The following is a 13,565-nucleotide window of genomic DNA, read 5'->3' as shown; positions in this document are numbered from 1 at the left end:
TGACCGCAGAGCACGAGGGCAGCGCATGCTCGCGAACCTCCAGCGTCGGGAACCGCGACTTCCGAAATGGTTTATGCCGGCGCCGGTCATTGCGTTGAGCCTGGCAGCATGGTCTCCCCCGGCTTTGGCCTATCGTCCCTTCGACGGAACTGATGCGGCGGTTGCTGCTCCGGGAGAGCTAGAAATTGAATTGCAGCCCGCCGGACGTTTGCGTGAGGAGGGAAATACTACGCTTGTCGCACCGGCAACCGTCTTTAATTACGGGTTGAGCGAAGGATGGGAGGCCGTGTTCGAAGGCCAGGGCCAGACGCCACTTTCACCAACAGGTCCCACCAGCCTGACGGCCACGGGAGCGTTCCTCAAGCATGTCCTGCAACCCGGCGCTCTGCAGGACAAGACGGGGCCGAGCGTTGCGACGGAATTTGGCGTGCTGCTTCCAGACAGCACCGGCAATTCAGGCGTCGGTGCAAGTCTGGCTGGAATCGTTTCGCAGCGCTGGGATTGGGGAACGATCCATTTGAACGCCGAGACGGCGCTTACCCGCGAGCATCACGCCGACCTGTTTCTCGGCGCCATTATCGAGGGTCCATCAAAATGGACGATCCGACCGGTTGCGGAATTTTTTTACGAGAACGAATTTGGCAAATCGGAAACGGTATCAGCATTGATCGGGCTCATTTGGCGCGTTCGTGATGATCTCAGCTTCGACGTTGGGTTACGTCACGCGCTCACGAACGGTCATCCGGTGAACGAGGTGCGCGCAGGGCTGACATTTGGCTTTCCTTTGGTGCCATCGCCGGTAATTCTTGGAACGCGCCCACTCCACTGATTTGCCCGACGGGCAAATCACTAAATTCGTGTCCAGCCCCTCTCGCAAAAATATTCCTCTTCGCCGTTGACCCAAATCACCCGTATATCCATCACCGTCTCGTCCCACAGAGGGGCGGCTCGCGATCGTCACGGACGCGGGGCGGGATGCGGTGGACGCGAGCGGCGCTATTGACGAACAGCGCTCAAGCGGACGGCGAAGTCGTGTGGTCCTGACACCCCGACGCTGGTGTCAAGTTGGCGGAGTTGTCTCCGCCGATGACGGTGGCAAAAGAGCCCGGTCACCGGGGAGAGCACGAAGCAGCCGTTAAAACCATTGCGCGGGGAATGCCGGGTTGTTCCGGTGTGACCGTGGTGACTAACGCGCGTGTTTTTTTCTACACGCGCGGCTGCGGGCGCATCGAGCGCCCGGCATTCCCTGCGCCCTCTGTATTTTCGAGGGTCAAATTGCTTGCACAGCTCGGGCGCATCGCGCCGCGAGTTCGCGGATGCTTGTCCTCTCGCGAGTTCCAGCCAAAATCGATCCATCTCTGACTGTCAAAATGATTAATTTGGCGACCTTGCCATCATCCTCGCCGGAACCAACACCCACGTTGGGACGTTCGGTCAAAGGCCGGAACCCCTGATGACCAAACCAAGAAAAGACAAACCATCGAAACTGGAAAAAGGCTTTCGCGACAGCGAGCGCAACTTCCGGCTCCTGGTGCAGGGCGTTACCGATTACGCGATCTGCATGCTCGATCCTGAAGGCCACGTCATCAACTGGAATGCCGGCGCCGAACGGATCAAGGGCTACAAGGCCAAGCAAATTCTCGGCAAGCATTTTTCCATCTTTTATACACCCGAAGATCGCGAGGCGGGTCTTCCGGCCAAGGCGCTGGCAACGGCGCGCAAAGAGAAGCATTTCCTCACCGACGGCTGGCGCGTTCGCAAAGATGGTTCGCGGTTTTTTGCCTCCGTTGTCATCGATCCGATCTTCGAAAAGCGAAAGCTGATCGGTTACGCCAAGATCACGCGTGACGTGACCGAGCGACAGCAGGCGCTGGAGGACCTCAACAAGAGCGAGAGCCAGTTCCGGATGCTGGTTGGAGGCGTCACCGACTACGCGCTTTATATGCTGACGCCAACCGGGGTCATTTCGAACTGGAACGCCGGGGGCCAACGCATCAAGGGCTATCTGCCTTCGGAAATCATCGGCCAGAATTTTTCGAACTTTTACACCCCGGCCGATCGGGCCGCGGGCAAGCCGCAGCGCGCCCTAGAGATCGCCGAGGAAACCGGCCACTACGAGGAAGAAGGCTGGCGCGTCCGAAAGGACGGCTCGTTTTTCTGGGCCAGTGTCGTCATCGATCCGATCCGCGACGACCGCGGTCAACTGATCGGGTTTGCAAAAATCACCCGCGATATTACCGAGCGGCGCGAAGCGCAGCAGAGGCTCGAAGAGATGCAGCGGCAGCTCGCCGAATCGCAAAAGATGGACGCGCTCGGCCAATTGACCGGCGGCGTCGCGCACGACTTCAATAATCTGCTCATGATCATCGCGGGCAACCTTCATCGCATCAAGAAAGAGCTGTCGAGCGAGGCGGGTCTCAAAGCGTTGAATGCCATCGACATTGCCTCCCAGCGCGCGGCCTCACTGACCAGCCAATTGCTGACCTTCGCGCGGAGGCAGAGCGTCAATCCGCAGGCCATCGATGTCGTCAAGCGGGTGATGTCGTTGCGCGAGGTCCTCAATAGCGGCCTCGGTAGCGCCGTTGCGCTGGAAGTCGACTTCGCCGACGGCGTTTGGCCGATCGTCGCCGACCCCGCCGAGTTCGAAACGGCGCTGGTCAATCTGGTCGTCAATGCGAGGGACGCGATGCCGGACGGCGGCGCCGTCACCATCTCCGCATACAATGAGGCCGAATCCGGACAAGTCGTTGTCGGTGTCGCGGATACCGGTGTCGGAATTCCGGACGACGTTCTTGCCAAGGTGTTCGAGCCCTTTTTCACCACCAAGCCTATCGGCAAAGGAACCGGACTTGGCCTTTCGCAGGTTCATGGGTTTGCCCATCAGGCTGGCGGCAACGTCGAGATATCCAGCCAGCTCGGCAAGGGAACGACAGTCCGCATGCGCCTGCCGCGGGCTGCCAGCGACGAAAATCAGGATTCGGAGGGGTCAAGCAAATCCGGTTCCGGGACTATCCTCCTCGTCGAAGACAATCCGGAAGTGGCCGATGCCTCTACCGGATTGCTCGAACAGCTCGGATATCAGGTTCGCTGGGTGTCCGATGCCGAAACGGCACTGCAGGAAATCGAGCGCGACGGCATCGACATCGTTTTTTCCGACATCGTGATGCCGGGAAAGATGGACGGCGTGAATCTCGCGCGTGCCATCAGAAAGATGAAGCCCGACCTGCCGGTGCTGCTCACGACCGGATACAGCGGCAGCCCGAAGGATCTGCACATCGACTTTCCGGTGTTGAAGAAACCCTATCTGCTGCAGGAACTGAGCCTGGAACTCACCAAATTGACCGAGGGCTAGATCGTGCGAGGCACCGAACAGGAACCATTCCAGGGGAAAGCGGTTTGAGCCGACAGGACTGGGAGCCAAACAACCGAGGAAGGTTCAAGATGGCGAGAGACGAACACAACAAAGCGGCCGAACATCACGAAAACGCTGCCAAGGCCCATCGATCCGCCGCCGAACATCACGGCAAGGGCGATCATGCCAAGGGCAAGGAACACGCCGTCAGCGCGAAACAACACTCGCAAACGGCCCACCAGCATAGCGAGCAGGCCCATTCGAAAAGCCAGCAGCAGAAGTGAAGCGATCAGCAACGAAGGCCCGGTTCAGCGCCGGGCCTTTTCATTCACGCGTGCCGGTCAGGCGACCTTGCGCTGCTCCTGGAGTTGAAACTCCAGTTCTTCGACGAGCTCTGCCAGTCGCTCTCGCGTCAGCGGATCGGTGGGCTCGGCGGCCAGCCGGCGGGCCTGCTCCAATTTCCGCTCCAGTTCTCGACGGTTGATCCGTGCCATTTCAGTGCTCCTGCCAATCGGACGGCGGGATTACTAAAATGTTCTGGAAATTCTTTACAAGTGGTTAACCCTCGCCTTCTTGTGAACTACTCCGACGCCTGCTGTCGCAACTCGGCCACGTCCTTGGCGGTGAGCTGCGATGGCTTGGCTCCGAAGCGGGCGGTGACGTAATTGGCCACCGCTGCGATCTCGTCGTCGGAATAGGCATTGCCGAACGCGGGCATCGAGATGGCATCGGGCGGGTTATGCCGCCTGGTTCCGTGAATCACGACTTGCGCCACATTGATCGCGCTGGGGTCGTTGACCGCCCAGGCGCCGGTGATGGTGGCGAAGGGCGAGATCGGGCTCTCGCCGGTCCAGCCATGGCAACTGACGCAGGCGCCTTCGAACACCATCTTGCCGCGTGCGTCCGCCGTGACGCCCTGCTTGTGCGATGGCGGCGCCGGCGGCGCCAAGGTCGCGGGCAGATCGGGCGAGGCGATCGGCGGCACGGTGCGCAGGTAGGCCAGCACGGCGCGGATGTCTTCCGGCGCGAACTGGTAAAAACTGTGGTCGACCGCTTCGGCCATCGGCCCTGAGGCGGTGCCGTGGCCGTCGGCGTGACCGATCCGGAGATAGGCGACGAGATCCTCGTCGCGCCAGGCGCCGACGCCGGTGGCCTTGTCCGAAGAGATGTTGAAGGCGCGCCAGCCCGCGGTCACCGCGCCCTGGAATTTCTTGTGGTTGTCGAGCGCAAACGCCAGATTGCGCGGCGTATGGCATTCGCCGCAATGCGCCAGCGCCTCCGCGAGATAGGCGCCGCGATTCCACTCCGGAGACTTTTCCGGGTCGGGCTCGAAGCGGGTGTCCGGATTGAACACCGCCGACCAGATGCTCATCGCCCAGCGCTGGTTGAACGGAAATTGTAGCGTGTTTTCGGGCGCCACCGCCCGCACCGGCGGCAAGCTGAACAGGTAGGCTTTGATGGCTAGCGCGTCGGCGTCGGTGATGTAGGTATAGGAGGTAAACGGCATCGCCGGATAAAGTCTGGCGCCGTCGCGGCGGACGCCGCGATGAACGGCATTGATAAAATCCTGGTCGCTGTAATTGCCGATGCCGGTCTCTTTGTCCGGGGTGATGTTGGTGGAATAGAGCGTTCCGAACGGCAGTCGGAAACCAAGCCCGCCGGCATAGGGCTTGCCGCCTTCCGTGGTGTGGCAGACCATGCAGTCCGCGGCTCGCGCGAGATAAGCGCCGCGCTCGATGATATCAGCCTTGGCGAGCGACGCCGGAACGCCGGTCGGATCGGGGCCGTGATAATCCGCGAGCGTTACCTTTGCGTCGCGCGTGAAGGTCATCGGGCCGGGCCCGCGAACGAACAGGATTCCGAGCCCCAGCGCGATCACGACGATCGCGACAACGCTGAGCCAAATGCGACGCGCGGCGCTCATGATTTTTTCCCCGCTGAAATCATGGCGCGGTCGATCGGCAGCCGCCGCAAGGCGACGCCGGTTGCGGCATAAATCGCGTTGCGCAGCGCCGGCGGCCCGGCCGTCACGCCGGTCTCGCCGATACCGCCGGGCGCCTCGCCGCTCTTGATGACGTGGACGTCGATCTTCGGCACTTGGTCGATGCGCAGCATGCGGTAGTCGTTGAAGTTGGATTGCTGCACGCGGCCCTTGTCGATGGTGATCTCGCCGTAGAGCGCTGCCGTCAGGCCGAAGATCAGGCCGCCTTCGAGCTGCGCCATGATGGTATCGGGATTAACGGCGATGCCGGTATCGACCGCCGATGTCACCCGGCGCAGATGCACCTCGCCTTGTTCGTCGATTTCTGCTTCCACCACGGTCGCAATAAAACTGCCGAACGACGGCTGCGCGCTGACGCCGCGCCCGACGCGCGCCGGGAGCGGCTGACCCCAACCGGATTTTTCTGCCACCAGATTGAGCGCGGCCAGCAGGCGCGGGTTCTTTCCGAGCATGCCGCGGCGGAAATCGATCGGATCCTTGCCCGCCTTGCGCGCGAGTTCGTCCATGAAGCATTCGATCGCGAAAACGTTGTTGTTGGGGCCGACGCCGCGCCAGAACCCGGTCGGCACCGCCGGTGGTTCGGCCCGCACATATTCGACATGGACGTTGGGAATGTCGTAAGGCAGGTCGGCCGCGCTATCGATGGCGTCGATGTCGATGCCCTTCTGGAACGCCGGCGGCAGCCAGCGCGCGATGATGGACGAGCCTGCGACCTTGTATTTCCAGCCGATGATCTTGCCGTCGGACAACGTCGCGGCAATGGTGTCGCGATAGACCGGACGAAAGATATCGTGCTGGATGTCTTCCTCGCGGGTCCACACTACCTTTACCGGACCATCGACCTCTTTCGCCACACGAACGGCCGCGACCACCATGTCGGGCTCGAGCCTGCGGCCGAAACCGCCGCCGATCAGGTGGTTATTGACGGTCACTTTCTCGACCGGGAGCCCGGCCGCTTTCGCCGCCTCCGACTGCACCCGGGCCATGATCTGGGTGCCGGTCCAGATTTCGCAGGAGTCGGGCTTGACATGAACCGTGGCGTTCAGCGGCTCCATCGGCGCATGCGCCAGAAACGGCAGCTCGTATGCCGCATCCAGCCTGTCGCCGGTCGCAAGGCCCTTGGCGATATCGCCTTCCGATTTCGCGACCGCGCCGTCCTTTTCGCTTGCTGCGCGCAAATCCTGCCAGATGTCGTTCGAACTGATGCGCGCGTTCGGGCCTTCGTCCCAGTCAACCACGAGCGCGTCGAGGCCTTTCTTTGCCGCCCACATGTGATCGCCGATAACGGCGACCATATCGTCCAGCACGACGATCTTCTGCACGCCCGGGATTTTCTTGGCGGCGCTGTCGTCAACCTTGCCGACCTTGCCGCCGAACACCGGACACGCCTTGAGCGTTGCGAACTTCATGCCGGGCAGGATCGCGTCGATCCCGTAGACAACCTTGCCGTTGGCCTTGTCGGGTGTGTCGAAGCGTTTCAGCGGCTTGCCGATCAGCACGAAATCCTTGGGATCCTTGAGCGCGACATCCTTTGGCGGCGTCTGGCTGCTCGCGCTCGCCGCCAGCACGCCATAGGAAAGCTTGCGCCCGCTCTCTTTATGAATGACCTCGCCTTTCGATGCCGTGCAGCTTGCCGGCTCTACCTGCCACTGTTGTGCGGCGGCTTGAATGAGCATGGCGCGGGCTGTCGCGCCGGCCGCGCGGAGCGGTTTCCAAAAGACCCGGACCGACGTAGAGCCTCCCGTCGCCTGGATGCCGAAAGCTGGATTTGCGTAAAGCTTCTCGTTAGGCGGGGCATGCTCAAGAACGATCGATGAAAAATCGGCGTCCAGTTCTTCGGCCAAGATCATTGCCACCCCCGTATAGATTCCTTGCCCCATCTCGACCTGCGGCATGACCAGCGTGGTGTGGCCGGCCTGGTCGATGCGGATGAAGGCGTTGGGCGCAAACTTGCCGATCGTGTCGTCCGGCGGCTGCACCGGTTCGTTTGGCGTCAGCGCGCGGAGCGGGAGATGGAAGGCGAGCAGAAATCCGCCCGCCAGACCACCGGTCAACAGCGCGCGGCGCGAAACGTCAGTTGAATTCTGTTCTGCGAGTTTCATGGCTTAGCCCTCACGACTGGCGGCCGGAGGCGGCCTGCTTGATGGCGGCGCGAATCCGTACATAGGTGCCGCAGCGGCAGATATTTCCCGCCATCGCGGCATCGATATCGGAATCGTCGGGATTGGGGGTCGAAGCCAGCAGCGCCGCTGCCGACATGACCTGGCCCGGCTGGCAATAACCGCACTGGATCACCTCGAGATCGAGCCAGGCCTTCTGCACCTTGGCGCCGGCCGGCGTCGCGCCGACGCCCTCGATGGTGGTGACGGCGCGGTCGCGCAGCGCGCCGACCGGCAGCATGCAGGAGCGCACCGGCTTGCCGTCGATATGCACGGTGCAGGCGCCGCATTGCGCGATGCCGCAGCCGAATTTGGTTCCGGTCAGGCCGAGGATGTCACGCAACACCCAGAGCAGCGGCATGTCCGCCGGCGCGTCGAACGACTTCTGTTCGCCATTGATTGTCAGGGTCGTGGCCATCGGCGCCTCCAATTCAGCAATCACCGCACAGCGCCCGCCGCGATGAAGCTCGCCCAGGGGCCGATTGAGGTGGTGGCTAGATAATATCGCGCTGCTATCCGTCAACAAAGCCGAGATTTATTTTGCAACGCTGGCTTGCGTCGCCGTTGATTTCTGGACCATAGCCTCGCTGAAACTCTGTCTCGGAAATTCAAGATAGCTGTCGAAGGTTCTTCCTCCAAGGACGTAAACGCGACGATTCAGGCCATGGAACCCTCGTTCCAAGCTGGGGTAGAATGAAGGTCATCATATTAAAGTCATATTGTTCGCGCCGAGCAGCATGTTCTTCCTTCGACGCATCGTCCGATCAACATGATTTCTCGGATCGATCTCAGTGTGCGAGGTTCAGGCGGCGGGCATCGAGACTAACCGAGCCCGGGCCGAAAGCGGCGACCTGAAGCAGGCCACCGGTAATTGCGACATCCTTCAGGAAGTGGATCATCTGGTTTGTGTCGGCGAATTTGTTGTGGAATGCCAGCGCGGCCGCCAGAGTGAAAACCGCCAGGATCAGCGCGACGATCCGGGTCTGAAAGCCAACAATAAGCAGCAGTCCGCCGCCGACCTCGATGATGATGGCAATGAGATAAGCGAGCAGCGGTGCCGGCAAACCCGACGAAGCGATATAGCCCTGGGTCATCGCTGGCGCGGCAATCTTGCCGACACCGCTCAGGAGGAAGAGAGCGGCGATGAGAATGCGGCCGGAGGCCGCAAGTGCAGTGTCCAAGTTTTGCATGGTCGGATCTTTCGGTCTTTCGATGATATGCGGATTTTCCAGAGGGAGCGGCCGTGCCCTCGCGCGCGGCTACAACAAGCCCTGCTTTTGCAGTTGCGCTTTTATTTCGCCGATGTGCCGTTCGCCGGCTTCAAGCGAGGCTGGACTCGTATGCACGGAGTAATGTCCGAGGGCGAGTTCATATGGATGTCTTGCGGCCGACCCGAGAACGAATTCGGTGTCGGTTTCGGCGTGGAAGTCGATCGCCTCGTTCGACGGCTCAAAGGAGGCAAGTTCGCCCGCCTGCACGGGCTCGGGAACGGCAAGACTTCCGGTAGCGAGCGCAACCCAGCAAACGCTGTGATCGGCTGGCGGCTGATAGCGCCAGGATTCGCCGGCCTTCAGGCGCACGGCCAGGTAATTTACCGGCGATGGCGCGGGAAGCGCGCTCGAAACCGCACCGAGTTTGCCGAGCAGGACGGAAGCGGGTCCGATCCGGCGAATGTCCTGCGGGGTCTGGTAGATGCTTTCGGCTGGCGTGAGTTCGTGCTCGGGCGGCAGCGCGATCCAGAGCTGGAAGCCGCGTGTCCGGCCGGATTCGCCATCGCCGCCGCCGTGCCATGCACCGCGGCCGGCCTTGAACCATTCGACCCCGCCCTGGGGCAAAATCCCGGTGGCTCCCGTGGTGTCTTCGTATCGGACACTGCCTTCCAGCAGGTAGGTCAGCGTCGCAATGCCCGAATGCGGGTGCAGCCCGAAGCCCGAAAACGAGGCTCCTTCGTTATCGAAGAGATCGAGAAAGACGAACGGCTTGAGACTTTGGCCGAGGTCAGACGGGCTCATCAGGCGGGTGATGGGCCCGTGACGCCGGCCACGCGTCCGGTGCACGATCTGACGCGGGCGCTCTCCGATCACTGCAGTCGATTTAGCCATGGCGAAACTCCTGGGTCCCCACGGCGGAGAACTAAGGCTTTTCTCGACCCAAAAAAATCCGTATAAAACTGGAAAATCTTTTCAGGGAATTTGAAATGCGGAGCCCCGCGGTACCGAGCGTCGATCAGCTTCGGGTGCTATTGACCGTCGCCGAAGCGGGAAGCTTTACCGCCGCCGCCAAACGGCTGGGGCGCGCCACCTCCGCGATCAGCTACGCCATCGATACGCTGGAGGCGCAGCTCGGCATTTCTCTTTTCGATCGCGGAACGACCCGCAAGCCGAAGCTCACGCAACAGGGCAAAGCGGTTGTGTCCGAAGCGAGGGCGGTCGCACTTAGCATCGAAACACTGCGCGCCCGGGTCCGGGGGTTTCTGCAAGAGCTTGAGCCTGAAGTGTCGCTCGCGGTCGACAGCATGTTGCCGAACGATCGGCTCACGACGCTGCTCCGCGAATTCCACGCGCAGTTTCCGACGGTGCCGGTTCGTCTCCTGGTGCAGACCCTTGGCGACGTCGAGCGCGTGGTTCGAAACGGCGATGCCGACATCGGCGTGGGAAGCCTCATGCACATGGATATGACCGGATTTCGCCGCATCGATCTAGAGGGGATCCGCCTCGTTCCCGTCGCTGCGCCAAGCCATCCGCTGGCTAACGCGAGCGAAACCGATCCACCGCAGGCACGTGATTTCGTCCAGCTTGTTCTCTCGGAGCAACCCGCGGGCGAGGGCCGGGACTTCGGTGTCGTCAGTCTCAATACCTGGCGCATCAGCGATCAAGCCGTCAGGCACAAGCTTCTTCTCGCTGGGCTAGGATGGTGCGGAATGCCGGAACCGACAGTTCGTGCCGATATCGAAACCGGTAAGCTCGTGCGGTTGAAGCTTCCCGAGTGGCGCGGTGGAGAATATCCCATGATGGCCATCCACAAGATCGATACTCCGCCGGGTCCGGCCGGGCGGTGGCTGATCGAGAGGCTGGTGACACTCACCGACGAGGCGGAGCCGTCGGCTCGACAAATTGCAAAGCCGCAGGCAAGCAAGGCGCGCGGGCCGAGCCTTCACCCGTCAGCAAAGCGGGCGAAGCGTCGACGGGTCCGGTCCCCCAGGCTCGCGCGAGCGTGACGACGAAGCAGAGCCTAAAAGCCGTCGCTGGCCTGCTGTGGTGGTCTTCATGATCGGAAAGCCATATGGTGCGGTAGAAGCTACCGTCGCGGCGCAGGCTTAAGAAACATGCGGACCTGTTCAACATTGCTGCAGATCGCGCTGGGCTGCCTGCTGCTGCCGCTTCCCGGGCATGCCGAAGGCATCGATACCGAGCATCTGTTTGGCTTTACAATCGGGTCCGATATTGGCGAGCCCGGCGAGCGGGAATTTCAAAACGAAACGACCGGACGGTTCGACAAGAGTGCCGGCACCTATCGTGCGGTGACCAACTCGGCCGAACTCGAATTTGTGCCGGTCAAGAATTTTCGTGTGGAGTTCGCTGCCGTCGCGGCGTCCTACAATATCGGCGGCGTTCCCGGATTTGACGATGTCAATCAAACGGCAGTGCAGGGCGCCGCGGTGGACTTGCGATACAGGTTTCTGGATCGAGCTACCTCGCCCTTCGGCCTGCTGTTCGAGGCCGAGCCGCACGCAAATCGCCTGGATGAGACATCGGGGCAGCATGTGCGCGCGTATGGAACGGACTTTGCTCTCGCGTTCGATCGCGAGTTCATTGCCAACAAACTGGTCGCCGCCGTCAACCTCCTCTACCAGCCGGAGTGGACGAACTTTCTCGCCACCGGCAAAACGGAGCACGACGCCACCCTCGGCGTCGCAGGAGCGATAATGGCGCAAGTCCGACCCGGCGTCCTGATCGGCGGCGAAGCGCGTTACTTACGGAAATACGAAGGCTTCGGCCTCGATGTATTTGCTGGTCACGCGCTGTTCGTCGGACCGACCATGTACATACAGCTGTCGGAGCGCTCGCGCCTGACGGCGGCCTGGAGTTTTCAGGTCGCGGGCCGCGCGGCGGAAATGCCGGGCTCGCTCGATCTCGTTAACTTCGAGCGTCACCAGGCGCGCTTGATCTACGGCATCAATTTTTAAAAGCTAGAGCATGATCCGGAAAAGTGGGTACCGGTTTTCCGAAAAGATTATGCTCAAACAAAAAGATAGAGCGGGATGACGATTCGAAGAAAAGTCATCACGCTCTAGAATCCGAAGAACTTGGCGCGAAGTGCGTCCTCGTAGTTCTCCTTCGCGGCTTTCACCGTGCTGCGCATCTCGTCCTCTTCGAAATGCGCCTTTTCCCACTCGTCGACCTCGGCCACCGTGTGATTGACGGAGGCAAGCGCTTCCTCTTTCCGGATCGAGGAAATCCAGGCCTCCACCGCGTTCTTGTAGGCGGCCTGCAGCTCGTCGAGTTCAGGATGCTCACTGCTCATTTTAAAAGCCCCGCCAATTCCGTTTCGCAAGCGCGCGCAGTTTATAGCGCGGCGAAATGAAGGAACGACGACATCGCCGGCGAGCGGCGCGCGTCGTGGGATAGCTCAGGACTGCCGAAAGCCCATGCGGAACGCGCCCCAATGGCGGCCGCGGACATAGATCGGCGAGGAGACGTCCTTCATCAGGACGAAATTGCCGCCGCCCATGTCGCGCCGGTAGGTCTGCAGCAAAAACGGTTTTGTATTGGCCGCCACCTTCTTCACCGCGCGATCGTTGAACAGCCGCTTGTTGCGGCAATTGGCGTTGTTCCAGACCGGGTCGGGCCCCTGTGGCAGGCGGTAGTTCGGATTATGGGTCGGAAGATAGCCGCCCTTGGCCCAGGCGACGCAGAACACGACCCGGGGGTCGATTTTTTGGATCGGGTCCTGAATGGCGGGCAGAATCCGGTCGGTGAATGCGACATAGTCGGTGAGGTATTGCTTGGGATTGGTGCCGGCAATCTCGCGATATTTTTCGTCCATCAATTGCTCGACCGTGATCTCGCCACGCTCGATCGCCGTCTCGAATGCTTTTGAGATTTGCTTTGCAGTGTCGATCACGACGCGGATCAATGGTGCGTCCGACGTCTCGACGCCGCTGTCGGCGATCAGCTCGATCAGCCCCTCGGACAGTTCGAGCAATTTGGCGACCCGGTCGTCGGCGTGCTTGAGCTCGGTCGATGACAGCTCGACGCCCTTGGCGAGGTTGCCGAGTTCGCCGATCACCATGTCGCAATGCGCGAGATTGGAGGTGGCGGCTTTGGTGACCCCATCGATCTCCCTGCCGACCGCGGTAAAGCCGTCCTGGACGCGGACGATGATGCCCTGAATCTGCTCGGCGCCTTCGCCGGCGCTCTTGGCGCGCAACGAGGCGTCGCCGCTTGCGCTGATCAAATTGCCGACCTGGCCGTCCAGATCGCGGACGGTATCGCCGATCAGATGCGTGGCCTGGCGGGTCGCCTCTGCAAGGCTCTTCACTTCGCTGGCGACGACCGCAAAACCCCTTCCCGCGGCGCCGGCCCGGGCGGCTTCGATGGTCGCGTTCAGCGCCAGCAGGTTGGTCTGTTTCGCGATCGCTTCGATCGAGCCGGAGACTTTTGCGACCTGCGCCAATGCCGTCCCGACGTCGCCGAGGCGAAGTTCGATGCGCTTAACCGCCTCGATCAGTTCGGCGATATGCTTCACCGCCGTATCCACCGCGGCACGCGATTGGGTGATTTCACCGACGGCCGCCGTCGCCGCGGACTGCACCGCGCCGGAGGCGCTGGCAATATCGTGATTGGCGGAGACCATCGTCTCCGCGGTCTTTTGCAGATGCCCGAACCGCTCGGCCTGGCTCGATACGCGGCCTGCGACTTCCTGCAGATTTCCCGCGACGTCGGCGAGCTCGACGCCGAGGCCGCCGATCCGGTTCGCGAGCCGGTCGACCAGACGTTCGCTGTCCGAGACAGTGGCGTCAGCGCGTTCCAGTCTTGCGGGTTGCGTCATC

13 protein-coding genes are annotated in these 13,565 nt (G+C 61.6%); 4 read left to right on the top strand and 9 right to left on the bottom strand.

Annotated elements, in window-relative coordinates; genetic code table 11:
- The first annotated feature begins 25 nt into the window (after positions 1-25).
- Both B5526_RS13555 and B5526_RS13550 read left to right on the top strand, forming a co-directional pair.
- Positions 26-829 (top strand): hypothetical protein, encoded by an 804-nt coding sequence (locus B5526_RS13555; RefSeq protein WP_244562288.1) that lies wholly within the window; start codon positions 26-28, stop codon positions 827-829.
- Positions 830-1,453: 624 nt separating this feature from the next.
- Positions 1,454-3,352 carry a hybrid sensor histidine kinase/response regulator gene (locus tag B5526_RS13550; RefSeq protein ID WP_079538703.1) on the top strand — a complete coding sequence of 633 codons (1,899 nt, stop codon included), beginning with the start codon at positions 1,454-1,456 and terminating at the stop codon, positions 3,350-3,352.
- On the opposite strand, the gene B5526_RS37700 is transcribed toward B5526_RS13550, so the two are convergent.
- The 7 genes from B5526_RS37700 to B5526_RS13520 form a co-directional block, all read right to left on the bottom strand.
- Positions 3,349-3,648 carry a hypothetical protein gene (locus tag B5526_RS37700; RefSeq protein WP_154071296.1) on the bottom strand — a complete coding sequence of 100 codons (300 nt, stop codon included), beginning with the start codon at positions 3,646-3,648 and terminating at the stop codon, positions 3,349-3,351. The two genes, B5526_RS13550 and B5526_RS37700, sit on opposite strands and share 4 nt — an antisense overlap.
- Positions 3,649-3,693: 45 nt before the next feature.
- Complete coding sequence (locus B5526_RS37695) at positions 3,694-3,846, bottom strand: hypothetical protein (RefSeq protein ID WP_154071295.1); 153 nt, start codon at positions 3,844-3,846, stop codon at positions 3,694-3,696.
- 86 nt (positions 3,847-3,932) lie between these two features.
- Positions 3,933-5,276: a cytochrome c gene (locus B5526_RS13540; RefSeq protein WP_079538700.1), complete on the bottom strand. Its 1,344-nt coding sequence runs from the start codon at positions 5,274-5,276 to the stop codon at positions 3,933-3,935.
- Positions 5,273-7,456, bottom strand: a complete 2,184-nt coding sequence (locus B5526_RS13535) for a xanthine dehydrogenase family protein molybdopterin-binding subunit (protein ID WP_079538698.1) — start codon at positions 7,454-7,456, stop codon at positions 5,273-5,275. Before B5526_RS13535 ends, B5526_RS13540 begins: the two co-directional genes overlap by 4 nt.
- A 10-nt stretch (positions 7,457-7,466) precedes the next feature.
- Positions 7,467-7,931 carry a (2Fe-2S)-binding protein gene (locus B5526_RS13530; RefSeq protein WP_079538697.1) on the bottom strand — a complete coding sequence of 155 codons (465 nt, stop codon included), beginning with the start codon at positions 7,929-7,931 and terminating at the stop codon, positions 7,467-7,469.
- A gap of 370 nt (positions 7,932-8,301) precedes the next feature.
- The gene (locus tag B5526_RS13525; protein ID WP_079538695.1) at positions 8,302-8,703 is read right to left on the bottom strand and encodes a DoxX family protein; all 402 of its coding nucleotides are present in this window, start codon (positions 8,701-8,703) and stop codon (positions 8,302-8,304) included.
- Positions 8,704-8,772: 69 nt separating this feature from the next.
- Entirely contained in the window at positions 8,773-9,615 is an 843-nt protein-coding gene (locus B5526_RS13520) for a pirin family protein (protein WP_079538693.1), read from the bottom strand.
- Between the two features lie 95 nt (positions 9,616-9,710).
- Between B5526_RS13520 and B5526_RS13515 the strand changes: the two genes are divergently transcribed.
- Together B5526_RS13515 and B5526_RS13510 are read left to right on the top strand one after the other, a co-directional pair.
- Positions 9,711-10,730 (top strand): LysR family transcriptional regulator, encoded by a 1,020-nt coding sequence (locus B5526_RS13515; RefSeq protein ID WP_079538692.1) that lies wholly within the window; start codon positions 9,711-9,713, stop codon positions 10,728-10,730.
- Positions 10,731-10,838: 108 nt separating this feature from the next.
- Positions 10,839-11,699: a hypothetical protein gene (locus B5526_RS13510; RefSeq protein WP_079538690.1), complete on the top strand. Its 861-nt coding sequence runs from the start codon at positions 10,839-10,841 to the stop codon at positions 11,697-11,699.
- A gap of 104 nt (positions 11,700-11,803) precedes the next feature.
- Here B5526_RS13510 and B5526_RS13505 read toward each other — a convergent pair whose 3' ends face one another.
- Both B5526_RS13505 and B5526_RS13500 read right to left on the bottom strand, forming a co-directional pair.
- Positions 11,804-12,037, bottom strand: a complete 234-nt coding sequence (locus B5526_RS13505) for a hypothetical protein (protein WP_079538688.1) — start codon at positions 12,035-12,037, stop codon at positions 11,804-11,806.
- Positions 12,038-12,142: 105 nt separating this feature from the next.
- Entirely contained in the window at positions 12,143-13,564 is a 1,422-nt protein-coding gene (locus tag B5526_RS13500; RefSeq protein WP_079544973.1) for a methyl-accepting chemotaxis protein, read from the bottom strand.
- Position 13,565 lies beyond the last annotated feature (1 nt).

This window comes from Bradyrhizobium lablabi, assembly GCF_900141755.1.
GTDB lineage: Bacteria > Pseudomonadota > Alphaproteobacteria > Rhizobiales > Xanthobacteraceae > Bradyrhizobium > Bradyrhizobium lablabi_A.
This window is presented reverse-complemented; position numbering and strand designations above follow the sequence as displayed.

Coding starts and splice junctions, on each gene's coding strand:
- B5526_RS13510 (WP_079538690.1), top strand. CDS start 10,839: ATGCGGACCTGTTCAACATTGCTGCAGATCGCGCTGGGCTGCCTGCTG.
- B5526_RS13535 (WP_079538698.1), bottom strand. CDS start 7,456: ATGAAACTCGCAGAACAGAATTCAACTGACGTTTCGCGCCGCGCGCTG.
- B5526_RS13500 (WP_079544973.1), bottom strand. CDS start 13,564: ATGACGCAACCCGCAAGACTGGAACGCGCTGACGCCACTGTCTCGGAC.
- B5526_RS13555 (WP_244562288.1), top strand. CDS start 26: ATGCTCGCGAACCTCCAGCGTCGGGAACCGCGACTTCCGAAATGGTTT.
- B5526_RS13505 (WP_079538688.1), bottom strand. CDS start 12,037: ATGAGCAGTGAGCATCCTGAACTCGACGAGCTGCAGGCCGCCTACAAG.
- B5526_RS13530 (WP_079538697.1), bottom strand. CDS start 7,931: ATGGCCACGACCCTGACAATCAATGGCGAACAGAAGTCGTTCGACGCG.
- B5526_RS13515 (WP_079538692.1), top strand. CDS start 9,711: ATGCGGAGCCCCGCGGTACCGAGCGTCGATCAGCTTCGGGTGCTATTG.
- B5526_RS13540 (WP_079538700.1), bottom strand. CDS start 5,276: ATGAGCGCCGCGCGTCGCATTTGGCTCAGCGTTGTCGCGATCGTCGTG.
- B5526_RS13520 (WP_079538693.1), bottom strand. CDS start 9,615: ATGGCTAAATCGACTGCAGTGATCGGAGAGCGCCCGCGTCAGATCGTG.
- B5526_RS37695 (WP_154071295.1), bottom strand. CDS start 3,846: ATGGCACGGATCAACCGTCGAGAACTGGAGCGGAAATTGGAGCAGGCC.
- B5526_RS13525 (WP_079538695.1), bottom strand. CDS start 8,703: ATGCAAAACTTGGACACTGCACTTGCGGCCTCCGGCCGCATTCTCATC.
- B5526_RS13550 (WP_079538703.1), top strand. CDS start 1,454: ATGACCAAACCAAGAAAAGACAAACCATCGAAACTGGAAAAAGGCTTT.